The sequence below is a fragment of the Novosphingobium sp. GW835-FHT14H07 genome, assembly GCF_058793515.1.
The window spans coordinates 19,414-44,218 of sequence record NZ_JBXAFX010000002.1; the positions used below are offsets into that span (position 1 = coordinate 19,414).

The window sequence follows — 24,805 nt, forward strand, 5'->3', positions numbered from 1 at the left end:
GTCCCCCGTTTACGTTTTGCTGCCCTGATCGCGGCGCATCGTCCACATCATATGCGTCTTGTCGCCGGCTTCCTTCAGTACCGCTTCCACATCGACTGGGGCCATTTGCTGAGTCCTCGAAGCAAACGGATGAAAATCCGGAGTGGTGCTCAATATCTGGCCGTCGGGCAATAAGTGATGATGTCCCGCGCCCGGAAACCATTCTTCGGGTAGGGGATAGAGTGCGTTGGGATTGTGAAATATGTTCGCACCCTCAATCCATTGCTCGTCGTATCCGGAGGAATTGACAATCGCTTTGAACAATTTTGGTTCTCTTGCATCGGGATCGTGATCGACTGCAGTACCTTCGCGGATCAATAGAACTCTTCCGCTGCCAAACCCACCGAGAACCCCCATCCGATTAAATTTGGATATCGTCCCACTGTTGTTGAAGAAGACGGCACTGACATTTTCAGCGCCCGGCTGATCAAAGAAGCCTGATGGAATGACTTTTTCTCCCCAGCGATGCTCGGTCACCTTTCGGGGAGTAATTATCAGCGTCCCGTTTTCGTCGTAGTGCCCGTCGTGTTCAATTCCGAAGAGGTAGAGTTCAAGTGCTGATCTACTATGCACCATAGACCCTGGGGATGAGAAATCGGCTATTCCGAGCAAAAAGGGCGCTCCTTCGACGCCAGGCTTTTCCCAATACTTCTTTTGCAATTTACTAAAGAGGGCGCTGCCGAATTTTATCGGCATGTACTCCTTTAAATAAGCGTGCAGTTGATCTTCGCTATCGATAGGCGGTGGTGGAATGATGGCGCCATTCTGGCGTGTAGGCCCGACTGTGACAGCTTCGAGGGTAAAACGGCCTGCCAAGCCTTGCGCACAAAAATCCGGGACAGCAATCGTTCGGTCGAGCTCATAGCCGAGTTCAATCAGCGTAGCAAAAAGATAGAGTTCCCAGATACGTTGGTCAAACCCCGCAGTTTGAAATTGCTCGACGAAGTTTCCGTCTGCATCTTCATACCATCGCATCATCGGCTCGATAATCTCACGCGCCGGCGAGAATATTTCATCGGTGCGAAGTTTGACGAAGCTTGGATTTAACGATGCTTCATCTCGGACCGGCTGAAAGAAATCGACGGGCGGACCTCTTTCATCCCCTTGAAAATGCTCCTCAGGAGCCGCCGCTGCCCCACTTTGCATCGCCTCGCTCAGCGCAGTCTCCGCATCTGCCACAGTCGGGAAAAAAGCAGTTTGCCCGGCAGCGCGATATCGGAAGCGCTGATCTGGAGCGAACACGACGCCAAGGAAATCTCCATCAAACCGATCTTTAAGAAGCATGCCGACGATTTTGCCGCCCTCGATCTCGAAATAGGCAATCTCTTCCCCGAATAGCCTTGCCATCGGTAGTCTGGCATAACCCGCAATGGCATTGAATCGGATTTCCGAAATCTGGTTCATCGGCGGGCTGTTCCTTCTCGTAACCATATCAACATGAGTCCGAATAATTAGGAAGACGGGGATCTGCCATTTTTGTTCGAACTTAATCCTGATAGGTATATTGATCTGAAAGTGTGGTGATAACGTTACGCGCAAGATGTGCGTGGTAGTACCACGATATCTTGGCAGGGAGACGCTGCGCTCTCCCGTGCACTCTCTGGCCAGTGGTGCTTCACCGGCATCGAGCCGGATCAGCCCCATCGAAACGTCTGGCCGTTTCAGCACCAGTCAGGGAGCGTGCCTGCCTCCCCAACACCCCAAGCCAAGGAGACTTCGCTCTCCCTTGACCCATCGACCATGGGCGTGCCTGCCTCTTGGAACCAAGCTGCCTCCAGCGCGGCGAGAGTAGCATCCATGGTCAGCTTGCGGGTCGGCGTTTGCGGCGAGTGGACAATAACGCCGCAAGCTGAAGCATGAACGCACGCGTTGCCGCAAAAATCTCTGTCGCTTCAGGCAAGCGATAAACACGACGCGGGTGCATCACCTCATTGCGCCAAGCAATGCGAACGACCTGCAAATGGGCGCTGGCGAGAGCAATGAGATTGCGCCGATTTCGTTCGGCAGGCGTTTTCCCTGGCAGCGTCTGGAGCTGCTTATCCACTTGCTGCATGATATTTGCCCAGTTCGATGAGGCAGGGTCGAGGCCGATTTTCATGTTTTTGCCCAGCGCCTGCACACCGATTTCTGTGGCCCGCATCATATGAAAGGCCGACGCGGTAGCCATGCCAACCGCCAGACAGGAGCCACCCTCGGCCATTTCATGCGCTGCGGCGGGCAGGCGTTCCTTCACAATCGGATCGAATGCAGCCCCGCTATTCTCATCAAGAAGTTTCGCCATGTCACCAGATGTGTGGATCAGGTGGATGTCTTCGGTATCAGCGACAATGCGCTCGTAAAGGTGATTAAGCGAGGTGCTGAGCAACCTCGCCATGATGCCTCGGTCTATCTGTGCAGCCAACCTCTCAGCTTCTTGTTTCGCGCCTTCAAGCCCGACTTCGCCGCAAAGGGTCACGGCCAAGCCAACCAAATTCAAGCTCGCCGATTTGAAAAATTCTCCGTACTCGCGCTCAACGACATCTTCCGGAAGGCGCGACAGCGCGTTGTCCATGCTAAAGCTCTGAACCTTTAAACCTGTGACGACGATCAGCCATTGATGCAGGCGGCTGACGATCATCGAAGCGGTGCACTGGAGACTGACATTGGAATGGGTTAGTACCAGTCTATCCCGAGAGCTCTAGCATAATCGTTGGGGCGAGCTTCCGTCAAAGCCGCTTGAAATGTTTCAATCGCTGTAATTGCCTCAGCTTGCGCCAGCTTCGCACGATCTGAGAAACGCAAAGCGATATGTCCGGTCGCATCGGCTGCGTGACCGAATTCAAGGACCGCCGCGATAGCTGCTTCAAACGCGGATGCGGATGCAGGCTCGGGTTCGATATAAGACCAAGCGCTTTTCAGGTGAACGTCGGCGTTTTTAACCATCTGCCGGGCATTGATGGCGTCGGCGCGCACTACGCCCGCTTTGGCTGCGTGGATGAAATCCGCTACGTCACCAGAAATCGCCATTCATCGCTTCCTTTGTGGCCGAGTGCTGGCCTGCATAACGCGAGTTCACAAAGGCATGCAACAATCGGCAAAAAGATTGCTATTTGCGCTAAACGATTGACGAAATACCGCGAATCTAGCCATCAGTTCTTGAGCGGCAACTCGCTTGGCTCGCCGGCTGCCGTAGTCTGGAGCCTTTCTGAGTGATGGTGCCTAAGCATAACCTACTCGAATTTGTACGGAAACGACCTCTGTGGCTGGAAGAATCGAACTGCACCGCCGATATATGTGCCGCGAAGAAGCGACTGAACGGAAGGTGCAAGGAACTTTCGAGATTACCGACCGCGACATGACGCTGTCCTTGCTTTCCTTCGACGAATTTTTCTTCATTGATGATCGCCCCTCCGTGCCCGTCCGGCTGGAAAACAATCACTATGTCACCATGTTCCGCAACATATATGGCGGACCGGGCCAGTCTTGGAGCAATGGCGAGCGAGCGCTTCATGCCTACACGCAAGACATTTCCGCCAACATTGTAGTTTCAGGCCCAGAGCCATGGCCTGATGACCGCCCGATCCGCAATGTTCATTTCCATGTGCCGCTTGCCGCCGGACTGCTTCGGCACCGAGAAAAATACGACGCTATGACCCGCGCCGATATTTGGGACATGCCGGAAAATCGACTTTTCGAATTCGAACTCGCCGATATGCGGGTGAGCATTGGCTACGTAGTGTCAGGAGCGCTGGGGGACCGCACTAAGACTAAAGTTTCTCCAAGCATCGAGATCGATTTCTTTGAAGGCCGAGACCTTGATAAATATTTATCCTCGGTCAACGCAATCGTGCAATTTCTGTCTGCGGCACTCTGCCTTCGACTTCGACCCCACGCGCCTAAAATTCATGCGCTTATTAATGAGGAGTTCGGGGCCGCAGTTGATGCGCAACAGTCAGCCTACACTTTTGAAGTCCACTATATCTGGTCGCGTGACGAAGATTCTGAGGATGAAAAGGCCGAATCGCATGCGTCATTCGTTTTGGCTCACGATGACGACCAGCGCGACAATCTGCAGGCTTGCCTGAAAGCATGGTTGGAGAGAGACAAGGCTTGGTGCAAGCCAGCCGAATTGATGATGGCATCTTTCAAGCTCAAAAATGAGATCTCGGCTGAGCGAATGCTTGCCGCATTCAAATGGCTAGAGGAAATCCCGATAGCGGTAGCGTTACGCCCCGTCGATCCAGTGCATGTGGACATGATAGCAAATGGCGCTGCCGAGATTGCAGGGGAGCTTGGATACCATGATTGGCTTGGTAGAATACGCGGTTGTCTACGCGTACTTCGGTTTGAAAGTCATCGGGGCCGCTTCGCCAGACTTGTAACCACTCTTCGCGAGCGATTTGGCAATAACATCGCGGATGATAAGATGGTCGATGAATTGGTTCGCGCCACTGCGTTTCGCGGTCGGATCGCGCACGGCCATTTTGAACCGCACGACGAGGAAGAATTTACCGCATTTGTGAAAGCACTCGCTGCACTGGAATGCTTCAGTTACCTGCTCATGCTCCGCGATCTTCCGTTGTCCGAGCAAGGCATCCAGCGTATTCGTGGAAACCGTATACTCGTCCAGTATCGCTATTCCTAAAAAATGAAGCTCTGTGGGGTCGGCCTGCTCCGGATAATCTTCTATTAGACGGTATTTGGGAACGTGATCTCTTGATCATGATAGGACGATTTATAGAATAAGGTGCTTGGCCGCACCCTTCGGGCCGGGCTCTCGTTAAGCGAGTCAGCCGTCTCGGCCATTCGGCATCGATCACTCGCGGGAAAGACTTGGGGCTTTGCCCCGAGCGCGCTTCGGAGAGCCTTCCGCCCAGCTTCCTACACTTCGTTTCCGTACAGCCGGTTCCCCGTGAAGACTCCCGCTCCGCTTGCACCCCCATTCTCGCCAAGGGGCAGAGGTTCAGATGCGTAGATTTGATAGGCGTAACCGCCCAGACACTCGACTGCCTGGCGAGTGACTTCCCCATTGATGTTCGAGCTCATTTCGAAGAGCTACTACATCACCATTGATGAGCACAAAGAGTGCGAAATTCGAAAAGGCAGGTATTCGCTGGTTGGCCCGAAAACCGGACTGTCGGCACTGTCCGCAATCCCGGTCATTTCTTCGTAGCGGCTACCCTCCGGACTTCTACCTGGTCTTCGAGAGCGGCAATGCGTTCGGCGCATACCGCGTGAACCACACGACCCAGTTCCTCAACTTGCTCACCGAGCCATTTTAATTCATCTAATTTTATCATGTAATGCTTCGAGTACCTCGCTTTAACGTATGCTTCCTTCAACTTTTCAAACATTGCCTTCTGCCTTTTTTGTTCAGATGGCCAAACATAAATAAGGCGTCTATCTAATTTTTCTGCTTGATTTCTAAGGAACGCAAGATTGTGGACGTGTGGTGTGTAAAAACTGACAACAAGAAGTACTGTGTGGTATAAACGTTCTGCAGATTGGTGGAGTTGGAACGCTGCATTATTGTTGCGGCCTAGCTCGAAGTTAAATCGAAAGTTATCGAAAAATTCTCCACCAGTGGGATACCACTCCTCGAAATAATCCTTCGCCATCGTCAGTGCCTGCTCCGGCGTCTTGGGCTTGGGCGTATGTAGTTCGGTATCATCTGCCTCGTAAAGCGCGATGCCGTCCTTGGCGACGTCCATGAAAAAGTAGCGCCCATGCGCCAGTCCATCGTTCACCTCGCCGAGCGTATGAACGATGAAGTTCACCGGGGTCTTGAGCGTTCCGGTGATCCCATACTCACGCATCAGGCGTTCATCGAGCCGAGACCAGTACTTGACCCGGTCGGTCAGGTCCTTGTGGTTCACGATAATCAGCAGGTCGAAATCCGACTTATATCCCTTGGCGGTATGGGGTTCATCAATCCAGCCTCCGCGCGCGTAGCTGCCGTAGAGAATGACCTTGAGAATCCGTCCCGCCTTTTTCCGGCTGGCGCTGGCACAGGCGGTAACGTCTTCGAATTCCTCGAAAACCAGCTGCACTACGCGCTCAAGCTCGCGCTGCTTGGCCGGAGGAAGATGATCGAGATCGCGCCGCATCAGACGAACACCCTGTCTTGCGTCCTGCACGAACGCAAGATTATATCTGGCTGCCGGGATCGTCCCGGACCTCGATGCGCACTTGTCGGGGCCGACCTTGGTCAGTGCCATAAGCTTGATCGCGATCGGAACAGGATGCAGCGTGTAAACTGGGCGGCCCGTGGTAGCGACTTATTCACAGTCTTTTTTAATGTGACCTTTTTTCCGGGGGCCTAATTGGGGGCCTGTCTCGCAAATCGTTCCTATAAAACTGTTTATTTTCATACACTTGATGTCATAGTGTGAGTACCGTAAGCGCACCACCTTCTTTAGGGTGTTTTCCCAAGGAAAATCATCGGCTTCCTACCAACGGGCGTTAGCACCATGTGCTGCGGTCGAGGCTGCTATGGGAAGGGCCGCCACTATTCATCTCGGGCCTCGGGACCTCCTGCGATTCCCAACCGTTCGCTTTGGAAGGATCCGAGCCACAGTTCACGCCCCACCAAGGCGGCTGCCGACAGGCCGTTAAATTGCTGGCGCGGGGTGCCATAGGCGAAAGTTGCGATGCGTCCCGTGCCCGTGTCGAGTTCGCCGACGATCCAGCCTCGCTTGCAGAGCATCGGGTCCGCTTCTCCCTTCACGACCTTGCGAAGGCCGCCGCAAGCCGGTTCGTCGAGCCGCATGCCGGCCAGCAGAAGGTGTCCGCCAGTCCAGTGGATATTATCCGGCATGAAGTCCGGCGCGCTGATCCGAGCTAGCGGGCGACGCGTGTCCTTTCGGTCGAAGACGACGACGGCGTGCCAGCCAAACGCCACCACATAGAAGCGGCGCTGGTCGGGATCGGCTTCGATGCCGTTGTTGCCGGGAAGTTCAGTGCCGGGCAAGAGCCGAAATTGGTGGTCTGCGGGACCGCGTTGCCAGACGGCACCTGTCTTCCGGCCCAGCATGAAATCGCCGATCGTGGTGCCCGGGCGGGTGAGCACCGTGACCAGCATGGTCCCATCCGCGAATTGCGCGACGCTGTTGCCGACTTGTCCTGCGGGCATGACGACGCAGCCGCGCCACAGGAGGTTCGGCTCCTTGCCTTGTTCGAGCGTTACATCGAACGCCTCGATCGATTCCCGCCCGCCATGGTTGACGACGAGCAGTCGGAAATGGCCGGCGGCGAGGGGGCGCAGCGACAGCCCGCGGGTGTTGAACAAGGCAGGGTCTGGCGGGCCTGGGCAATCAGGGAAGGCTTCCGCGTCGGGGGCAAGCTGGCTTTCCTCGCCAGTATACCATTGTCGGTAGGATCGTGTACGGGCGTCGACCAGTTTCAGGCCGGCGCCTTTCGCAAATCCGCTTACGACCAACCATGACGTGCCGGGCACGGCCAGCAAATCTTCCGGCTTCTGCAGGCCGCAGAGATAGGTAAGCTCTGCATCGGGACTGCATTCGGCGGGCTGACCACGTCCCGGCGCAGACGCGAGCAGTGCCACAAGTCCCGCGCAGAAAAACCTGTAGAATGGGCGCGTCAATCTCGTGGCCGTGAAGATGCGGGCCGGGTTGGGGCTTTGCCATCCCGCAGCAGGGCAAAGTCGCTAAGATGCGGCCAGGTTACCACCGACAATTTTTCCCCAAGCCAGACGAGTTGCGGCTTTTCCGGCCTGAACGCGGGCCATGAGCCGACCGTGGTGCTGGCAGGAACGCCGGTGCGGGCGAACGAGAGCAGCGCTCCTGCCATCTCGTTCTCGAGCGACTCATCGGTTGGCTCCCAGATGCGGGTCTGGCGGAACAGGTTGAGCGAATCTCGCGTGCGCAGCCAGTAGGGCACGTCGCCGGTGTGGTAGGCCCCGACCGTGGCCGGATCGTGATCGCTGAACCTGATACCCGGCGCATAGGGCTGGCGTCGGGTGAACAGATAGGCATAGGTGGGTGCTCTTCCATACTTGCGCTGCGCCAGTGCCCAGTCACCCATCTGCAGGCCCACCGAGCCATCGCGCGCGATGTCGGTAGCGGCGCGCGGGCCGCTTGAAGCATATGCCTTCAGGATCGCGTCGGCGCTCGCGGGATAGCGTTCGCGGACGGCGGCAGCGAGGCCGAGGCTGTTGTCCGCAGGTGCGAAGGGGCGAAAGCTCTCGTCGCGGGTGTAGCCGATCAGTATCGGAACGTCGGACTGTTGGCGCGCAGCGAAAACCTCTTCGTTGGAGCCGGTGACGACCTTGCCGTCGCGGACGATAGGACTTCTGGGCGTTGTTGCGGAAATGAAGCGGTCACCGGGGAGGCCGCGCATTTCGGTTAGCGAGGCTGCACCAAGTTCCTTTTGCAGGGCAAGGCCCTGCTCTTCCGCCGTGGCCAGCGAGATGGGGCCGAGCATGCCACCGAACGCGCTGCCGCTCATGGCAACGGCCTTTGCAAACAGGCCCTTGGCGAGCGGAGACGCCTGCAGCAGCGAGACTGACATTGCCCCTGCCGATTGGCCGACAATGGTGACATTGGCAGGATCTCCACCGAACCTGGCGATATTGCGCTGAACCCATTGGAGCGCGGCGATCTGGTCCATCAAGCCATAGTTGCCCGAAGTGCCCGCTTCGCCGGTAAGGTCTGGGTGGGCAAGAAAGCCCAGCGCACCGACGCGATAGGCGAGGTTGACCCGGACCACTCCATCGCGCGCCAGTGGTGCGCCCGAATAGTTTGCCATCGAGGCCGAGCCGATGTTGAAACCGCCGCCGTAGATCCACACCACGACGGGGGCCTTGGCGGCATTCTTCGGGGCCCAGATGTTGAGGTAGAGGCAGTCCTCGCTGGTCGCCTCGTTGCCGAAGTAATGGTTCTGGAGCGAACCGCGCAGGGGCTGGAGGCATTCGGGGGCGAAGCGGTCGGCGTGGCGAAGGCCCGACCAGGGCTCCACCGGCTGTGGTGACTTCCAGCGCAGTTCACGCAGGGGCGGCGCGGCAAAGGGCACGCCGAGCCATGCTTCGATTCCGGAGGGGAGGGTGACGCCTTCGATCTGACCGCCGTCGACTTCGATTGGCTCGGCCAGCGCCGACTGTGCGGCGGCGAGGGAAAGTGCCGCGATCAGCTTGCGGATCACTTGCGCGGCACCCCCAGCTTGTCGTGGAAGAAATCGAAGGTCGCGTTCATCGCCTTGAGCGAGGTGCGGCGGGTATCGTCGGGCGTCGCTCCCATGAAGCTGTGGTCGATGCCGGGGTAGTAGGTGGCGCTCACAGGAACGCCTGCGGCCTTCAGCGCGGCTTCGAGCTGTTGCGACTGGCCAACGGGCACGACCTTGTCGTCTACGCCGTGGAGCAGTAGCACCGGTGCGTCCTTGACATCGACATAGCTGATCGGGCTGGCGGCGCGGATCGCTTCGGTCGTGCAGGTGCTGTCCTTGCAGCCGAGCAGGCGCTGCTCGGCAGAATCCTTCTGCGTTATGCGCGGCATCGTGGCGAAATCGTGGATGCCATACCAAGCGGCGGTGGCTTGCACGCAGCCATCATTGGTCGAGGCGGGATCGAGCGTGGCGTCGATCTTGCCGTCGGTGCAGGCAAGGCCCGTAAGTGCAGCGAGGTGGCCCCCCGCCGAACCGCCGAACACGCCGACGCGCGACGGATCGATGTGATATTGCGCTGCGTTCTGGCGCAGGAAGCGCAGGGCGGCAAAGATGTCCTTGGCCTGTGCCGGGAAGGTCGCTTCGCCCGACAGGCGATATTCGACGCTGGCGACGGTGAAGCCCTCGGCGGCAAAGGCGGCGAGCATTTTCGGGAAGTTGTCGAAGGCACCTGACTGGCGGGTATGGCCTCCCATCCATCCGCCGCCGTGAATATAGAGCACAAGCGGATGCGGGCCTTTGCCGGCGGGCACATAGATGTCGACGATCTGCGGGCGGTAGCCGGGGTTGACCTGATAGGTCACGTCGCGCCACGCCTTGACCCCGCCGGGAAAGGCGACCGCCACCTGCGGGAACTTGTCGGCCATCGACGGTTCGGGATTGACCGGGACGGAGCGCTCGGCGGGTGTCTTGGCGCTGGTGGGCGCAGCGACCAGGGCAGCGCAGGCGAACGCTGCCAGTGGGGTGAAACGGGCCATCTTGTCCTCTCCTTTGTCTGTCATCGTTGCGCGTTCAGCTGACGCGGTAGAAGCGGATGCGCACCGCGCGCTTGCCACCGGGCAGGCTCACCGGATCGAGCGTGCCGATGAAGCAGCCTTGCGAGAGCCAGTCGTACTTGCCCTGCGGCGCTTCGAAGACGGGGTGGGTACGGACGACTGCCTTGGGGTCCTTGGCGCGGCAACTGACGCCGGTGTTGACGACGTTGATCACGGCACCGTCATCGGTGCGCAGCATGTAATCAGCCTTGATCTGCAGGCAGCCATCGGCGCGCCGCAATTGCCAGTCCCAGCCACCGCCCATTATCGTGCCGCGAATGCCGGGGCCTTCGAAGGTGCCGCCTGTAATGGGCACGATGTTGCGGGTGCCAAGCGAGGTCTGGCCGACAGTCACATCGGCATCGAGCGTGACCGTTTCCTCGAAGGCGAATTCGAGCGCGGGTTCAGCGGCGTGCGCGCTTGTGGCAGTTGCCAGCGCGGCGGTGGCTATCGTGGCGATCAGGCGCATGAGCTTCCTCAATCGAGATATTCGGGTTTGTGTCTGGCTTGCGCGGCAAGGCGGATCGGGGCATTGGCTGCACCGTATCCGGCGTATCCGCGTCGCTCGACCACTTCGAAGAAGACGCGTCGGGCGAAGGCGCGACTGTAGAACTGGAAGTATTCCGCCTCGCCGTCGCAGTCGTAGAGGATGCCGAGCCGAGCCATCCGCTCGATCAGTCCGGGATCCAGTCCCCAGCGCGCTTCGAGATCGTCATAGTAGTTGCGCGGAATTTCGAGGACCGGCAGGCCATCGGCGCGGGCAGCTTCGGCTACGGCGAAGACATCGGACGTGGCAAACGCGATATGCTGCACCCCCGCACCGAAATAGTTCTGCACGAATCGCGAAGTAAGCGACTGGCTGGCGAGCGAGCCGTTGAGCGTGAAACGTACCGAACGATCGGCGTTTTCAACCGCCTGACTCTGCACGAGGCCCATCGGGTCGGCGATCTCGAGCTGGGGCGTCTTTTCAACATCTAGCAGGGCGACGTAGAACAGAAGCCAGCTGAGGAATTCCTCGTACTGCATGGTCTGCGCAATGTGGTCGACGCCGTTCAGCAGTGGCGCGGCTACGGGTTCGAGCGCGTGAGGGAACTCATGAGCCCACATCGCCTCGCGGCTGGCTGCATCGACGAGGTAGATCAGGCTGCCTCCGACGCCGCGCACGCTCGGGATCGGCCATTCGTCGGGGCCGACTGCCTGCTCGAACCGCGGGACGCGCAGAAAGTCGGCGCGAGAAAGCGCTGCGGGAACGTCCGGCACGGTAAGTCCGAGTGCGCAGACGGCGGCGCCGTGGACCATGTCAAAGCTGTGGGCGAGGCCTTCGGGCTCGCAATTCACGACGATGCTCGCCGCGCCTTGCGTCCAGCGGGTAACGTCCTTGCTGCGATGGCGCGCGGTGGGTCGGAAGCCGAGCGGGCGGAGCATCGCGCCAAGTGCCTCGGCTTCTTCGTGGCTGGCGGCAAATTCGATGAACTCGACGCCCGTGGTGGTGGCCCGCGGCGGCAACGTGGGGGCAGCGGCAGAGGGCTTCGCAATTCCGCCCTCCAGAAGGCGCAGTGAGCGATAGCCATCGAGCGCCACGCCGCTGGCCGAACCTGCGCGGAAGCGGTCGTTGAAGATCTCGAGGCTCCAATACCCGTCGTAGCCGATCTTGCGGATCGCCTGCGCCCAATCATCGAGTGGAAAGTCGCCTTGGCCCGGCATCGAGCGGAAGTGGCGGCTCCACTGCAGAAGGTCCATGTCGAGCACCGGGGCGTCGGCTACTTGCACAATGAACAGCTTGTCGGCGCGGATATCGCCGATGCTGGAGGAGGGGATGCGGCGCGAGAGCGAGTGGAAGCTGTCGAGCACGAGACCGATGGCCGGGTGATCCACGTCGCGCACGATGCTCCAGGCATCGCGGTGATCGTTGACGTGGCGGCCCCAGGCAAGCGCTTCGTAGCCGATGCGCAGGCCGCGTGCGGCGGCGCGTTCCCCGGCTTCGTGAAGATCGGCGATGGTGTGGGCGCGATCGGCTGAAGCGATGGTTGAGCAGCTTGAGCAGAGCAGGAGCAGATCGGTGCCAAGTTCCTGCATGACGTCGAACTTGCGCTCGAGCCGGTCGAACGCGCGGGTGCGCTGCGGTTCGGGCAATCCGTCGAGATCGCGGAACGGCTGGAACATCGTGCAGGCAAGGCCGAGATCAGCCATCATGCTTGAGATGTCGCGTGCCGAGAGGTGCGTCGAAAGAAGGTCGTTCTCGAAGATCTCGGCCCCGTCGTATCCGGCAGCAGCGATGGCCTGCAGCTTGGCATCGAGCGTACCACTGATCGAAACGGTGGCGATGGACGTCTTGATGGGCACTGCAGGCTCTCCGTCGCCTCGGCTCTTGCGAGGTTGACATCTATAAATGTTAGGGACTAGTTCGTTACATAAATGGAGTGCGGGCGCAAGGGGAGGAATGTGAAGGGAATTTCTGATGCGGTGGCCGGAACGGCGCTTATGGGCGGGGAAAACCTGCGCGCGCGCTGTGTCACGGGCAGACCGCAGCCGAAAATCCCGCTAGCATCGCTGCCAACGGGGCAGGCGCTCGATGGCGAGCGAGAGGACCTCGTGCCAGTCGCGGAGACCACCATCTTGCCCGAGAGCGAAATAGCGAAGAAGCCGGAACGCCGGAGTCGCGCGGAAAGCCGCGAGCAGGCGATCAACCAGATCATCGACATCGCCACCAACGAATTTGTCGAGAAGGGCCTGGCCGGGGCGAGGATCGACGAGATCGCGGGCAAGGCGACCAAGCGCAAGATCTACTATTACTTCGAAGGCAAGGACGAGCTTTATCGTGCCGTCCTGCAACGCGCTTATGCTCGCGTCCGCGAGAGCGAGGCCGAAGTCGACATCGAGAGCGGCAGCGCTACCGACGCGCTGCGCCGTCTGATCGAGCATGACGTGCGCTATCACGCGCGCCATCCTGAACTGGTGCGACTGGTGATGAACGAGAACATCCACCGCGCCGAACATCTCAAGCAGATCGAGGGCCTGCCCCAAGGCAACCGCCGGGTCATCGGCATCCTCGAAAGCATCATCGCCCGGGGACAGGCGGAAGGTACTTTCCGCGATGGCATCGACCCGGTGGACCTGCATCTCAATCTGACCGCATTGAGTTTCTACAACGTCTCCAACCAGTTCACCTTCGCGCACAACTTCGGGGTGGACATGACCAGCCCCGAGGCGATCGAGCGACGGGCAGGGCAGGTGGCGGACATCATTCTGGCCTGGGTGACGAAGAAGGACTGACCGGCCGGGCAGCTATTGCTGCTCGTCCATGGATCGGCCGGACGTCTGCCCTTGCGCCAAAAGGAGAGGACGAATGGCACTTCCCGCACCCGATTCCATGGCCGACGGCCCCACGGAGTGGTCGCGCAAGGCCTTGGGCATCGTTGCTCTGTGCTTCGCGATCAACATGGCCGACGGCGTGGACGTGACGATCCTGTCGTTTATTGCTCCGCGACTGCAGGCGGAATGGGGCATTGGCGCAGCAACGATGGGCAACCTGTTCAGCGCTGGCCTTCTCGGCATGGCCATCGGCGGCATGTTCATTGCCCCGCTGGCTGATCGGCTTGGGCGGCGCGCGGTTATCCTTGCGGCGCTGTGCCTGATGTCGGTCGGCATGTTCGCCAGCAGTATCGCTCCGAACGTGCCATTCCTGTTCGCGATGCGGGTAATCGTGGGCTCGGGCATCGGAACGGTGCTCGCGGCGATGGCGGCGCTTGCCGCGGAGAGCGCGCCTCCCGCACAGCGCAATCTGGCGGTGGGCGTGGTACAGGCAGGGTATCCCTTTGCGGCGGTGTTCACCGGGCTGATCGTGGCGCATGCGCTTCCGATCCATGGCTGGCAGGCCATGCTGCTGGGCGCTGCGGTGCTGACGGTGGCGCTGTTGCCGGCAGCGTGGCTGGTCCTGCCTCATGTGAAACCTGAGGCGAGCCAGGGGCGCGCCTCGGCGGGCAAGGTAGGCCAGTTGTTTGCTCCGGCCCTGCGCGCACGGACCATCGCCCTGTGGTGTGCCGTGTTCTTCGGACTGATGGTGCTCTACTTCATCGTCAGCTGGATCCCGAAGCTGTCGATCGCGGCGGGCCTTTCGGAGACCAACGGTATTTACGCTGGCGCGCTCTACAACCTTGGTGCCTTCGTCGGCACGATGGCGATGAGCGTCCTTGCCTTGCGCGTGCCGCTGGGAAAGCTGGTTCCCGTGATGCTGACCGGCGCGGGCGTGGCGATGGTGGCTTTCGGATCGATCGCAATGCCGGTGTGGCTGACGCTGGTCGTCGCCTTCGTGATCGGCGTGACCCTGCAGGGGGGATACAATGGCGTCTGGCCGATCGCGGCGGGCGCCTATCCCGGCGAGGTGCGCGCCACCGGCGTGGGTTGGGCCATTGGCGTGGGCCGGGGCGGGGCGGTGATCGGCCCGATGCTGGGCGGCTACCTGATGGCGGCAAACGCACCGTTACCGGCGCTTTTCGGAGCCTACTGCGCGCCCTTGCTCATCTGTGCGGCAGCAGCGTTTCTGGTGGAACGCCACAAAGTGTAACTAACCAGTCACAAGTTATTTGACAGGGACTAGTTCGTCACATAAATGAACCCTCGGTGAAGGGCGGCGAATTCAGCTGCCCCTGGAGGAGGATGACCATGAATTTGAGGGGCACTCGCCTTGCGTTTTCCGCGTCCCTGTTGACCGTAGCTGCCGCGCTCTCTGCGCCCGCGCTCGCTCAGGATGCGGCCCAGAATGGTGCAGAGGACCAAGCTGCTGAAGCGCCGGGCGACACCAAGGAAATCATCGTTACCGGCTCGCTGATCGCGCGACCGAACAACACCGCCGTCAGCCCGATCGTCTCGGTGGGCGAGACCGCGCTCAAGGAGACCGGACAGGTCAATCTGCAGGACGCGTTGAACCAGTTTCCGAGCTTCACGACCGCGGGCAACGCCAACACCGGCGGGCAGGGCACGGGTGGCCGCGCATCGGTCAACCTCCATGGCCTTGGCACCAACCGCAATCTCGTGCTGCTTGATGGCAAGCGCCTGCCGCTGTCGGATATCAATGGCAACGTGGACATCAACATCCTGCCTGAATCGATCATGGGTGGTGTCGACATCATCACGGGCGGCGCGTCGGCTATCTACGGTTCCGATGCCATCTCGGGTGTCGTCAACTTCAAGACCCAGCGCGCTTTCGACGGCGTGCGCATCGACGTGCAGAACTCGATCAGCGACCGCGGCGATGCCTACAAGTTCAACGGCTCGCTCGCTTTCGGATCGAGCTTTGCCGAGGATCGTGGTCACGTCATGGCGGCGTTCAGCTATGCTCATCAGGACCAGGTGAACGGCTCGACCCGCGACTTCTTCTTCGACAAGACGCCCTCGTCGTTCATCGGCAACGGCACCTTCGTGCCGAGCGCGACCAATGCTCCTGACGCGGCAGTCGTGTCGGCCGTATTTTCGGGATACGGCATCAGCAATCTGCCCGCCAATTTCCAGCTGCTGAACCTCGGTTTCAACAATGATGGCACGTTGTTCACGCAGACCGGTGCGCGCAACTACAAGGGTCCCAACGGCTCAAACGGCTACCTGATCGTCGGCAACAACGTGCGCATGCCGGTCGGCCAGCAGATCGATTTCGCCAATGGCCTCAAGCGCAAGACTGCCTTCGTCAAGGCCGACTACGACCTTGCGCCGGGCCTCACCGCCTATGGCCAGTTCATGTACGTCGACCTTTCGGTCAAGACTGCGTCAGGCGGCAGCCTCACCCAGTTCGGTTCACTGACCACGATCCCGGTCACCAATCCGTTCATCCCGCAGGACCTTCGCACGATCCTCGCTTCGCGCCCCAACCCCAATGCGCCGTTCACCTGGAATGGCCGCTACGTTGGCGTGCCTTACAAGAACTGGGACGAGAACTACGTCGTCCAGCAGTACATGGCCGGCCTGAAGGGGGACATCACCTCGGGCTGGTCGTTCGATCTCTATGCATCCTACGACCAGTCGGTCCATGACCAGCAGCTCAACGACGCCGTGGTCAAGAGCCGCGTCCAGACCTTGCTGAACGCGGCTGACGGTGGCCGTTCGCTTTGCACCGGCGGCTTCAACATCTTCGGTGATGCCAACGCCCGCTCGCTGTCGCAGGCCTGCGTGGACTACATCACCAAGACCGCATTCTCGAAGGAGAAGCTGTCCCAGACGCAGGCCCAGTTGCAGGTCAACGGCAAGCTGTTCGATCTTGGCGCTGGCCCTGCCCAGATCGCCTTCGTCGCAGGCTATCGCAGGAACAGCTACAACTACATTCCAGACAGCGATCTTCGCGCCCAGAACATCGAATCCGTGATTGCCTCGCAGCCCGCCTCGGGTCGCATCTCCGTGAAGGAATTTGCTGCGCAGGTTGACGTACCGCTGATCGCCGACAAGCCGTTCATCGAGGAATTCGGCATCGGCGGCGCGATCCGCTACTCCGACTATTCGGTCACCGGCGGGGTCACCAGCTACGAAGTCGACGCCCGCTGGAAGCCGGTGGAGCCGCTGCTGTTCCGTGGCAGCTACCAGCGCGCGGTGCGTGCGCCGAACATCGGCGAACTGTTCTCGCCGCAGCAGGGCAACCAGCTGGTGATCGGCACGCCGCCAGGCGCACTGGGCGATCCTTGCGATATCCGCTCGACCGCGCGCACGGGTGCCAACGGTGCCAAGGTTGCAGAACTCTGCGTTGCACAGGGCATTCCGCAGGCTGCAATCTCCAGCTACACCTTCCCGACCACGGCCACCGGCCAGCTCGTCTCGGGCAACACCAACCTGACGCCCGAACGCGCCGATACCTACAATTTCGGCTTCGTGCTCAATTCGCCCTTCCAGAGCGGGCTTCTGTCGGACTTCACGCTTTCGGTCGACTACTACAATATCGCGGTCAAGAACGTGATCTCGACCGTGCCCGGCCTGACCGTGCTGTCGAAGTGCTTCAACCTCGATGGCTCGAACCCCAGCTACGACAAGACCAACCTCTATTGCGGCCTGCTCTCGCGCGATAACTCGGGGCAGCTGGTCAACGTCGCCACGCCGTTCCTCAACCTTGGATCGGTCAAGACCGATGGCGTCGAGGCGCAGGTGAACTGGACAGTGCCGTCACCGATCCTGCGTGGAGACAGCGGTCGTCTGTTCGTGAACGCGGCCGTGGGCTGGCTGCACAAGTACAAGCTGCAGCTGATCCCTGGCGCGGCAGAGCTCGACTACACGGGCATCAGCAACGGTGCGGCAGGCGTCAGCAGCCTTCCGCCGCGCGCCACGCCGAAATGGAAGTCGGTCACCAGCTTCGGCTACCGTTCGGACGCCACCACGCTCGGCCTTCGCTGGCGTTACCAGAGCGCGATGAAGGACACGACCTCGGTCCTTACTCCTGCCACCGCCCAGGTTGGCGTGGGTGCCTATGCGCTGTGGGACATGTTCGGCACTGTTCGCGTCAACAAGTCGATCGAGTTTCGCGCCGGCGTGAACAACCTGTTCGATCGCGGCCTGCCCTTCGTGGCGAGCTCGCAGAATGGCACGGACGTTGCGCTCTACGATCCGATCGGTCGCTCGTTCTATCTTGGCGCACGCCTAAACTTCTGATCCACCCTATGTCCCGGCATCCCCGTGGTGCCGGGACGCTTTTCGAAGGCACAAATGATCCTTTCCGGCCTTCTTGGACGTTCGATCCTCGCCTCGCGCTCGCCCGAGTTGCACGAGAAGGAAGCGCAGGCGCAGGGTATCGCCTTGCGTTACGACCTTTATGATTTTTCCGCGCGAGGCTGGGCCGACAGTGATCTTCCACTGGTCCTGAAGCGCCTGCTGGACCAAGGCTACAGCGGCTTCAACGTGACCTATCCGTTCAAGCAGGCCGTGGTATCGCTGCTTGATGAACTCGACGAGACCGCGCTTTCCGTGGGCGCAGTCAACACCGTATCCATCCGCGATGGCAAGCTGTGCGGCTTCAATACCGACATGGCCGGCTTCCGGGACTCCATTGCCGAAGGATTGCCGGGCGTCGCCTTGAACAATGTGGTCCAGCTCGGTGCAGGAGGGGCGGGGGCTGCCGTCGCCAATGCCCTGCTCTCGCTGGGGGTCGGCACGCTGCAACTGGTCGATGTGGACGAGAACCGCGCAAGGCTCCTGGCAGACGATCTTGCTGCGCGTTTCACCAATGCCCGGATCATCGCCCTTACTCCCGATGCGGTCGAGATGGCGGTTGCTGACGGTATCGTCAACGCCACGCCGATCGGCATGAACGGCAAACCCGGTATGCCGATTGCCGAAGATGCCGTCGAAGCGCGGCACTGGGTCGCCGATATCATCTACTTCCCGCCCGAAACGGAACTGCTTTGCCTTGCCAGGCAGCGGGGGTGTCGCACGATCAATGGTATCGGCATGGTCATCGGACAGGCGGCCCGCGCATTCGAAATCATCACTGGCCGCGTTGCAGACAGAAGCAGAATGGCGTCCAGCCTTGTGTAGTACGAAAGCTGCAGGACACGAGCTCGGCCAGGCTAGACCGATGGACTGCTCATCTCGGGCCGGAAACCAAGTCGGTGGGCAGCAATGAGGCACTCCACGGCCATCAATGGCAACCAGGGCGGTGTGTCCCTGTCCAGCGCTGCACGACCCAGCTGTGAAATATCATCCAGCCTTGCTGCATCGGGTAAAAGCCGGAGCCCGGCGCCGATCGCGTCCAGATCGAAGATCGTCGACTGTCCATCGACAGAGGCGCGCAGCAGATCAAGCGACAGCAGCAGTTTCTCTTTCAGCTCTGCGTAGCCCATGAAGCGCTCGTCGAATAATCCGACCTTGACCTGCGCCAAGCGGACTTCGTCGGGCAGGATGCCTTCCATGGCGGTGCGGAAGGGTTGGCGACTGTACCCGTCGTGCACGAAGTGATGCAGCGGCAAAGACAACATGAAGTCCACGACCGTTCGATCAAGCATCGGAAAGGTTACCGCCAGTCCATGGCGGGCAGCCATTATCGAGAAGTAGGTGCAACGCGATGGGATATGATGATCCGCAAAGGCCGTGACTCGCTCCCTTGGCGTATTCGCCTGGAGAATCGGCTGCATGCTTCTGTCGAGGATTTCGCTCCTGAATGCGGGTTTCACGAAGCGGAGAATGCCTGAAGCTGCATCCATCGGTGAACGGGATGGTCCGCGACGCGTCATCGGAAGCTTGGCAAGCAGGGGTTTCAGAAGGCGAGCGCGGATCGTGGCTTTCAGCGATTTGCCATCGGTCCTGGCGCGCGACCGGAGTTCCCGGGCGAGAGTTCGCATATCCCCCTTCAGGAACAGGGCAGCGTAAAGGTTGGCGCCGTTGTAGGTCGCTCCTTCGTCGCCACCGACGCCGCTGAGGACCCGATCTGCGCCGGCTTTGGCCGCCAGCGCCATCATCTGATCGTCATGCCCGCCGATCACACCGCCCGGCCAGTCCGTATCCTCCGGCTGGCCGGGCATATGCAGGCAATCGTGGACCACGTGGTGTTCAACGTCCGGATATTGCTTCAGGAGAGCTTCGATCAAGGGGCGCTCATCGAGCTGCGCTGGGCCGATCGGCTTGAGTGTTGTCATGCTTAGCGCGATGACGCCGGCGCCGCGCCCGCGCGCGGCCTTCGCTGCCAGCGCCGTTATCGCCGAACTGTCGAGCCCTCCGCTGAGGTGGCAGGCGACGGGCTTGTCCGTTGGCATACGCCGCCGAACGGCTTCGTCGAGCAGCGTTTTCAGCTTTCGGGCGGCAGCGTCCCGGGTTCCTGTCCATTTGCCGACGGCGCTTTCGTCCGGGCGGTATGCCCGATGAATCTGCGGAGCTTGGTCCTCGACACTGAACCGCAGGCTATGACCGGCAGGGAGATAGGCGATTTCGGCAAAGCCACTGTCGCTGCCCCGAAAGAATGACTGGCGCAGTCTGATTGCATGGGCAGGCTGGTCCGGAATCGCGGATGCCACACCGGCTTTGTGAAGACCTTTCGGCAGGCTGGCGAACGCGAACCAGCGTCCCGCGCGCAGAGTCCAGGCCAAGGGCCTTGCCCCGATGAAATCGCGGGCCAGCCAGAGGACGTTTTGCTTCTGCTCCCACATCGCCACGGCGAAGTCGCCATTGATGCGATCGGGAAAGTCCGCGCCATGCGTGGCAAGGCTGGTCAGAAAGATCTGCTCCGGACAATCCGAGAAGACATCCAGTCGCACATCTGCCGCTACGATCCACGCGTCCTTCTCGACCGGACGCGCGCCTTCATGTGAGAAATCCAGGATGGCCATGCTCAGGCGACCATGTGTCTGGCGGCTGACGGCGGGGGACAGCCCCTCGGGAATCATCGCCTCAATCATGCCGTCGAGCATTTGCTCTGGCGGGCAGGCATCATCCAGGCGCACAATACCGCAGATCAGTTTCACGCCGTTACACCACTTCCAGCATCCCGCGCTCCCTCAGTTCGCGGAGAAATGCTATCACCTGATCCCGGCAATCGGCAGCCGGCACATCATACTCGGCCTCAAGCGTTGCAACGATATCGTCTTCGTCGATAGGCTGTGCGAGGAGTTCCCAGATCCGCGAGGCCACCTCGTTCAATTCGTGGTAGCACCCAGCCTGCACATTGAGCAGCAAGGTGGAGTTCTCCTGAGCCGAGCCCAACATGCCCCGCGCGCGCTGAACCAATTTTCCCATCTGTAACTCCCTTGGAATGTACGGCCGATCAGACGTGCGGCCTGCGATCAGACATGGTGCACCTGGGAATAGCCCCACTGTTCCATCACCGGCCCAAATGCGTCTTCGATCCTGCGGATCTGACCAGGGGTCAGCGCCTGGCGCCATTCCCCGGCCTTGCCCGACCGGAAAAAGCGCTCTTGCTGCGGCAGGCTTTCGCGAAAGCCGTGCGTTGCCTCCTGGCGCTGCAGTTCTCCAAGAGACGAATGGTCGATCGCTCGATCCACTTCCGCAGAACTGGCGGTGCCATTCAACCACCCGATGATTCTGGTAAATTCGGCTTTGGTGTCCTGCCGCAGATCCTCATATCGCACGACCTGAACCGGAATTTCCTCTTGCGTGGTCCAGCCCGTCACATGCGAAGCCCAGTCCCCCAAGGCGTAGCGCAACTGCATCGGTCCGTCGGAGTGGGCCGTCGCATCGAGCATCTGTGCAATGGCTGCATCGATCGAAATGCCGGCGTGATGCGAAAGAGAGATCGCGACATCGCGGGGATCGCGGACAAGGTACAGGCCGCGGCTTCCTGGCAGTCCGGTTACTTCGGTATCAAACCTGTCATGGGTCTTGCAGATGAAAGGTTTCTCAAGACGCCTTGCGACGAACGCGCCTTGCATCGCGCGAAGTTTCGCCAGCTCTGCCGAATAGAGGCTGTCCGGTTCCACCAGAAGCTCGTCGCAGAACCGCCAGCGGCTTATCAGCAGTTCTTCCTCGGACAGCCGGTTGATGTTGCAAGGTTGTTCGCTGCCAGTCAGCAAGTTGGCAAACAGGACGCGCATCCAGGTGTTGCCGGACTTGGGATAGGATGCGAGCCAGATCAGTCCGGCCGGTAGGGTCGCCACGATCGCTACGCCACGCTCGGACTTTGCCAGTGCTTCATCAATGCTGCAGTCGTCTCGTCCAGACGCTCCAGGTCGCGAGGCCTGCTCAGGTGATAGACTCCGATCCCGGCTGCAAGCGCGCCGATGCGGCCCGCCAGCCCGCTCTGGTTGGCATAGGAAAGCGCGATCTGACGCCGGTATGATTGCCGCAGGAGAGCTTGAGCCGCATTCAGGGGTGTCATCCGGGTTATGGCAGGAGCCTGTCCCGGATCGGAAGCTGTCAACATGTAGATTGCCCCGATCGGCACGGCTCCGCCTTGGTCCGCCGTCGTCGGCGGAGCAACGTGAAACTTCTCGACGAGGTGTCTTACGCGAGGGCCTGTCGAGCCCCCCAGTGCCAGGCGTTCAATGCTGTCAGCGTACAGGCGGAGCGCCCGTCCATCGCGCTCCACCATCGCCGGCCCTTGGTCTGGCTGGATGATGGCACACATGTCATCGGACAGAAAATCGCATCCGGCGCGGCATAAAGCCGCAGAAAGAGTGGATTTGCCGGCGCCGCTCGGCCCGCAGAAGAGGTAGGCGCGACCTTCGTGAACCACCGACGAGGCATGAAGCAACAACCCACCGCGCTGGTACAGAATGGCCGAGAGTCCCGTCCCGGTCGCGAATATCAGTATGTCCTCGACTGGCATGTCCGGCGCTGGGCAAATGCTGATGCGGTTACCGTCCGTAGCCATGAAGCGGCCGGTATCCGGCAGGTTCAGCAGGAAGCTGTTCCGGTTGATTTCCCAGTTGGCGCCGCTGTGCAGGATGTCTTCAAGGTGCTCGGGGACATCCTCGACATGCATTGTCACATCCGCCTCGGCTACCTCGACGGCCCCCGTATCCGCCCGCATCGGCAAAGCGATCATGGATCGGACATTCAGTCCTGACATTCGATAGGTATACGGTGGGGGACCAAGAGGCTCGATCATGCTGAACTATCGCCGACAAGCAGACATATGCAAGTCGCAATGCAGATTAAAAATCCAAAACAATCATTGATCTAATCACATAATTTCTGCACTGCTATGCGTTGCGTGAAAGAGTTTGGAGGTCTCCTTATGCCTAACCAAAAGTTAACGATCGAAGCTGGTGAAGAAGTTCAGGCCCCCGCTCGCAAGGCTTGGCAGTCACCGCGCATCGAAGATGCAGACATCAGCGCACTGACCGCGGGCGGCGGCACTTCGGGCATCGAAGGTACGCCGTTCCTCAAGACAGGTTCCTGAAGTCGAGCCATCACTGATGGGGCGTGTGCGCTGGGTATCCTCAGCACCCGGAAAGCCGCGTCCCTACAGAGTCCTCAAGGGATGAGTGTCTGGCGAAGCCTCCCTTTTGACGGGCTTGGCTGGGGACGTTGCGCCGATCGTGACGTCGGTCGATGTCGCCAGTGGGCGTCGGCCAAGTGGTACGGCAGGTTTCCGGTTGTTCTGCGTCCCGTTCTGTTCTGCGCAAATCGCATTGCCTGGCCCATTGCGACTTTGGTTCGGGCAGCACGCTTTGCGCGTTTGCGAAGGCTGGAACTTCGCGCATTCCTTTCGCTTTACCGGGATTGCCTTCTGACAGGCGCCGACCCTGTCGACGCTTTTGTTTGGCGGCGGCTGTATCGTCGCGCTCCCCTCATGTCGGCACGCTCCGCAGCATTGCTGGTGCGAGAACTTGGCTGTCCCGACGGACAGGCGCTTCTTTCAGACAAGCAGGCGCTGGCCGAGCGCCTGAAAGCGGCCGGCGTGTGTGTGCCGGGTACGCACACGGTACGCAATCCGCTGTGCATCGAAGAACTGGCGCGCGTCATCGGGCCGACCGGGCTGGTCCTCAAACCCCGTTATGGTTCTGGCGGTCGCAACGTATCGGCGATCACCCGAAGCGGCGATCGTTGGCAGATCGATGGCCTCGATGTCGATGCTGGCAGGCTGAGTGACCACCTGACGCAATTGAGCGCAGGGCACGAGTTGATCGTGCAGGACCGGCTGGTGTCCGCTGATGGCCTCGCCGATCTGTCATGGCGCGGCCGCGCGCCAGTCCTGCGTCTGGCAACGTCGCGCATTCCCGCTGGCCCGCCACAGTTGGACTCTGCCTTGCTGATACTGCCTCGCCCCGGGTTCAAGCCTCGGAACTTCCTGAACGGCCAGATTTACGCTCCGATCGATCCGGACACCGGCATTGCCAAAGGCGGAGTCGTGCTCGAAAGCCCCGACACGATGCTGGATTTCCGGGAGGTGGATGGACCTCGCATCTCGGGCAGGAGGGTCCCGTTCTTTGCCGAAGCGGTTCGGGACGCGCTTCTCGCGATGTCGACTGTTCCTGCCGTTCCCGCGATTCATTGGGATATCGTCCTGACACCGATGGGACCAGTATTTCTGGAAGGCAATGGCAACGGGAACTGGATCATCGCAAATCTGGCCGGTCGATATGGGGCGCAGGTCAGGCCGCTCGCTGCAACGCTCGATCGATGGCTGGAAACGGCGGCGCCAGTACGCCGCCGATCTGCTCTCGCAATACTGCGGGATAAATGGGAAAGGACAGGCAAGCCTGTCCGCGCATCAGGCCTGGTGCTCGAAGCCGTTCTTTGTCTTGCCCTTGCCCGCCTGATCTTGATGGTCATGCCGTTTCGCAAGGTGGCGGAACACCTCGGCGACCTTGTGGCACCGGACGACCCTCGCGCCATCGCGGCAGTTTCTGTGGCACCCTCGGCGAATGCAGACACCGCAGCCCGGATCGGGCGAACGCTTGAAACCGTTGCCCGATGGGTGCCGTTCCGGGCGGTCTGCCTTCAGCAGGCACTGGCGGGCCACGCCATGCTCCGTCGCCGGCATATTCCGTCGGTCCTGCATCTGGGCTCAGGCCGGGACACGGACCGGAAGTTCATGGCTCATGCCTGGCTCGAGGCGGCGGGCCTCCCCGTGACGGGCTACCCTCCAGCGCCTCAGATCCGTGAAGTCGGATGCTTCATTCCGGCAACGGCCTGTCGATAGCAAGTCTGCGTAT

20 protein-coding genes are annotated in these 24,805 nt (G+C 60.4%); 7 read left to right on the plus strand and 13 right to left on the minus strand.

Going from position 1 to position 24,805, the window contains the following annotated elements; translation table 11 throughout:
• Positions 1 to 9: 9 nt before the first annotated feature.
• The 3 genes from AC1Q5P_RS02090 to AC1Q5P_RS02100 all read right to left on the minus strand — a co-directional run bounded on the left by AC1Q5P_RS02090 (position 10) and on the right by AC1Q5P_RS02100 (position 3,045).
• Complete coding sequence (locus AC1Q5P_RS02090) at positions 10 to 1,443, minus strand: hypothetical protein (RefSeq protein ID WP_492518015.1); 1,434 nt, start codon at positions 1,441 to 1,443, stop codon at positions 10 to 12.
• A gap of 397 nt (positions 1,444 to 1,840) precedes the next feature.
• Entirely contained in the window at positions 1,841 to 2,656 is an 816-nt protein-coding gene (locus AC1Q5P_RS02095) for a hypothetical protein (RefSeq protein ID WP_492518016.1), read from the minus strand.
• A 35-nt stretch (positions 2,657 to 2,691) separates the two neighbouring features.
• Positions 2,692 to 3,045 (minus strand): hypothetical protein, encoded by a 354-nt coding sequence (locus tag AC1Q5P_RS02100; protein ID WP_492518017.1) that lies wholly within the window; start codon positions 3,043 to 3,045, stop codon positions 2,692 to 2,694.
• 232 nt (positions 3,046 to 3,277) lie between these two features.
• Here AC1Q5P_RS02100 and AC1Q5P_RS02105 point away from each other — a divergent pair, with 232 nt between their 5' ends.
• Complete coding sequence (locus tag AC1Q5P_RS02105; RefSeq protein ID WP_492518018.1) at positions 3,278 to 4,663, plus strand: hypothetical protein; 1,386 nt, start codon at positions 3,278 to 3,280, stop codon at positions 4,661 to 4,663.
• Positions 4,664 to 5,177: 514 nt separating this feature from the next.
• Here the strand turns inward: AC1Q5P_RS02105 and AC1Q5P_RS02110 are convergent.
• The 6 genes from AC1Q5P_RS02110 to AC1Q5P_RS02135 form a co-directional block, all read right to left on the minus strand.
• On the minus strand, positions 5,178 to 6,125 hold the full coding sequence (locus tag AC1Q5P_RS02110; RefSeq protein WP_492518147.1) for a HEPN domain-containing protein: 948 nt from the start codon (positions 6,123 to 6,125) through the stop codon (positions 5,178 to 5,180).
• Between the two features lie 401 nt (positions 6,126 to 6,526).
• Complete coding sequence (locus tag AC1Q5P_RS02115; RefSeq protein ID WP_492518019.1) at positions 6,527 to 7,306, minus strand: hypothetical protein; 780 nt, start codon at positions 7,304 to 7,306, stop codon at positions 6,527 to 6,529.
• A 311-nt stretch (positions 7,307 to 7,617) separates the two neighbouring features.
• On the minus strand, positions 7,618 to 9,177 hold the full coding sequence (locus AC1Q5P_RS02120) for a carboxylesterase/lipase family protein (protein ID WP_492518020.1): 1,560 nt from the start codon (positions 9,175 to 9,177) through the stop codon (positions 7,618 to 7,620).
• Positions 9,174 to 10,172 carry an alpha/beta fold hydrolase gene (locus tag AC1Q5P_RS02125; RefSeq protein ID WP_492518021.1) on the minus strand — a complete coding sequence of 333 codons (999 nt, stop codon included), beginning with the start codon at positions 10,170 to 10,172 and terminating at the stop codon, positions 9,174 to 9,176. Before AC1Q5P_RS02125 ends, AC1Q5P_RS02120 begins: the two co-directional genes overlap by 4 nt.
• A 34-nt stretch (positions 10,173 to 10,206) precedes the next feature.
• A complete protein-coding gene (locus AC1Q5P_RS02130) occupies positions 10,207 to 10,710 on the minus strand; it encodes a DUF3237 domain-containing protein (RefSeq protein WP_492518022.1) in 504 nt (167 codons plus the stop codon).
• A complete protein-coding gene (locus AC1Q5P_RS02135; protein WP_492518023.1) occupies positions 10,707 to 12,572 on the minus strand; it encodes a bifunctional sugar phosphate isomerase/epimerase/4-hydroxyphenylpyruvate dioxygenase family protein in 1,866 nt (621 codons plus the stop codon). Before AC1Q5P_RS02135 ends, AC1Q5P_RS02130 begins: the two co-directional genes overlap by 4 nt.
• A 99-nt stretch (positions 12,573 to 12,671) precedes the next feature.
• Here AC1Q5P_RS02135 and AC1Q5P_RS02140 point away from each other — a divergent pair, with 99 nt between their 5' ends.
• The 4 genes from AC1Q5P_RS02140 to AC1Q5P_RS02155 all read left to right on the plus strand — a co-directional run bounded on the left by AC1Q5P_RS02140 (position 12,672) and on the right by AC1Q5P_RS02155 (position 18,731).
• Positions 12,672 to 13,502 carry a TetR/AcrR family transcriptional regulator gene (locus AC1Q5P_RS02140; RefSeq protein WP_230487681.1) on the plus strand — a complete coding sequence of 277 codons (831 nt, stop codon included), beginning with the start codon at positions 12,672 to 12,674 and terminating at the stop codon, positions 13,500 to 13,502.
• 73 nt (positions 13,503 to 13,575) lie between these two features.
• On the plus strand, positions 13,576 to 14,793 hold the full coding sequence (locus tag AC1Q5P_RS02145; protein ID WP_492518024.1) for an MFS transporter: 1,218 nt from the start codon (positions 13,576 to 13,578) through the stop codon (positions 14,791 to 14,793).
• 140 nt (positions 14,794 to 14,933) lie between these two features.
• Complete coding sequence (locus tag AC1Q5P_RS02150) at positions 14,934 to 17,849, plus strand: TonB-dependent receptor domain-containing protein (RefSeq protein ID WP_492518025.1); 2,916 nt, start codon at positions 14,934 to 14,936, stop codon at positions 17,847 to 17,849.
• A 54-nt stretch (positions 17,850 to 17,903) separates the two neighbouring features.
• Positions 17,904 to 18,731 (plus strand): shikimate dehydrogenase, encoded by an 828-nt coding sequence (locus tag AC1Q5P_RS02155; RefSeq protein ID WP_492518026.1) that lies wholly within the window; start codon positions 17,904 to 17,906, stop codon positions 18,729 to 18,731.
• Positions 18,732 to 18,763: 32 nt separating this feature from the next.
• Here the strand turns inward: AC1Q5P_RS02155 and AC1Q5P_RS02160 are convergent, their stop codons facing one another.
• The 4 genes from AC1Q5P_RS02160 to AC1Q5P_RS02175 are packed head-to-tail and all read right to left on the minus strand — an operon-like array spanning position 18,764 to position 22,689.
• Entirely contained in the window at positions 18,764 to 20,596 is a 1,833-nt protein-coding gene (locus AC1Q5P_RS02160) for an asparagine synthase-related protein (RefSeq protein WP_492518027.1), read from the minus strand.
• Positions 20,597 to 20,654: 58 nt separating this feature from the next.
• Positions 20,655 to 20,921 (minus strand): PqqD family peptide modification chaperone, encoded by a 267-nt coding sequence (locus AC1Q5P_RS02165; protein ID WP_492518028.1) that lies wholly within the window; start codon positions 20,919 to 20,921, stop codon positions 20,655 to 20,657.
• Between the two features lie 47 nt (positions 20,922 to 20,968).
• A complete protein-coding gene (locus tag AC1Q5P_RS02170) occupies positions 20,969 to 21,799 on the minus strand; it encodes a sulfotransferase domain-containing protein (protein WP_492518029.1) in 831 nt (276 codons plus the stop codon).
• Between the two features lie 5 nt (positions 21,800 to 21,804).
• Positions 21,805 to 22,689 carry a hypothetical protein gene (locus AC1Q5P_RS02175; RefSeq protein ID WP_492518030.1) on the minus strand — a complete coding sequence of 295 codons (885 nt, stop codon included), beginning with the start codon at positions 22,687 to 22,689 and terminating at the stop codon, positions 21,805 to 21,807.
• A gap of 192 nt (positions 22,690 to 22,881) precedes the next feature.
• On the opposite strand from AC1Q5P_RS02175, the gene AC1Q5P_RS02180 reads away from it, so the two are divergent.
• Both AC1Q5P_RS02180 and AC1Q5P_RS02185 read left to right on the plus strand, forming a co-directional pair.
• A complete protein-coding gene (locus AC1Q5P_RS02180) occupies positions 22,882 to 23,046 on the plus strand; it encodes a hypothetical protein (protein WP_492518031.1) in 165 nt (54 codons plus the stop codon).
• A gap of 393 nt (positions 23,047 to 23,439) precedes the next feature.
• Positions 23,440 to 24,792 carry a lasso peptide biosynthesis B2 protein gene (locus AC1Q5P_RS02185; protein WP_492518032.1) on the plus strand — a complete coding sequence of 451 codons (1,353 nt, stop codon included), beginning with the start codon at positions 23,440 to 23,442 and terminating at the stop codon, positions 24,790 to 24,792.
• The last annotated feature ends 13 nt before the right edge of the window (positions 24,793 to 24,805 follow it).

Excerpts from the sequence above, each read along its gene's own strand:
- AC1Q5P_RS02090 (WP_492518015.1), bottom strand. The coding sequence starts at position 1,443 with ATGAACCAGATTTCGGAAATCCGATTCAATGCCATTGCGGGTTATGCC.
- AC1Q5P_RS02095 (WP_492518016.1), bottom strand. The coding sequence starts at position 2,656 with ATGATCGTCAGCCGCCTGCATCAATGGCTGATCGTCGTCACAGGTTTA.
- AC1Q5P_RS02100 (WP_492518017.1), bottom strand. The coding sequence starts at position 3,045 with ATGGCGATTTCTGGTGACGTAGCGGATTTCATCCACGCAGCCAAAGCG.
- AC1Q5P_RS02110 (WP_492518147.1), bottom strand. The coding sequence starts at position 6,125 with ATGCGGCGCGATCTCGATCATCTTCCTCCGGCCAAGCAGCGCGAGCTT.
- AC1Q5P_RS02125 (WP_492518021.1), bottom strand. The coding sequence starts at position 10,172 with ATGGCCCGTTTCACCCCACTGGCAGCGTTCGCCTGCGCTGCCCTGGTC.
- AC1Q5P_RS02145 (WP_492518024.1), top strand. The coding sequence starts at position 13,576 with ATGGCACTTCCCGCACCCGATTCCATGGCCGACGGCCCCACGGAGTGG.
- AC1Q5P_RS02155 (WP_492518026.1), top strand. The coding sequence starts at position 17,904 with ATGATCCTTTCCGGCCTTCTTGGACGTTCGATCCTCGCCTCGCGCTCG.
- AC1Q5P_RS02160 (WP_492518027.1), bottom strand. The coding sequence starts at position 20,596 with ATGCTCGACGGCATGATTGAGGCGATGATTCCCGAGGGGCTGTCCCCC.
- AC1Q5P_RS02165 (WP_492518028.1), bottom strand. The coding sequence starts at position 20,921 with ATGGGAAAATTGGTTCAGCGCGCGCGGGGCATGTTGGGCTCGGCTCAG.
- AC1Q5P_RS02175 (WP_492518030.1), bottom strand. The coding sequence starts at position 22,689 with ATGATCGCTTTGCCGATGCGGGCGGATACGGGGGCCGTCGAGGTAGCC.
- AC1Q5P_RS02180 (WP_492518031.1), top strand. The coding sequence starts at position 22,882 with ATGCCTAACCAAAAGTTAACGATCGAAGCTGGTGAAGAAGTTCAGGCC.
- AC1Q5P_RS02185 (WP_492518032.1), top strand. The coding sequence starts at position 23,440 with ATGTCGGCACGCTCCGCAGCATTGCTGGTGCGAGAACTTGGCTGTCCC.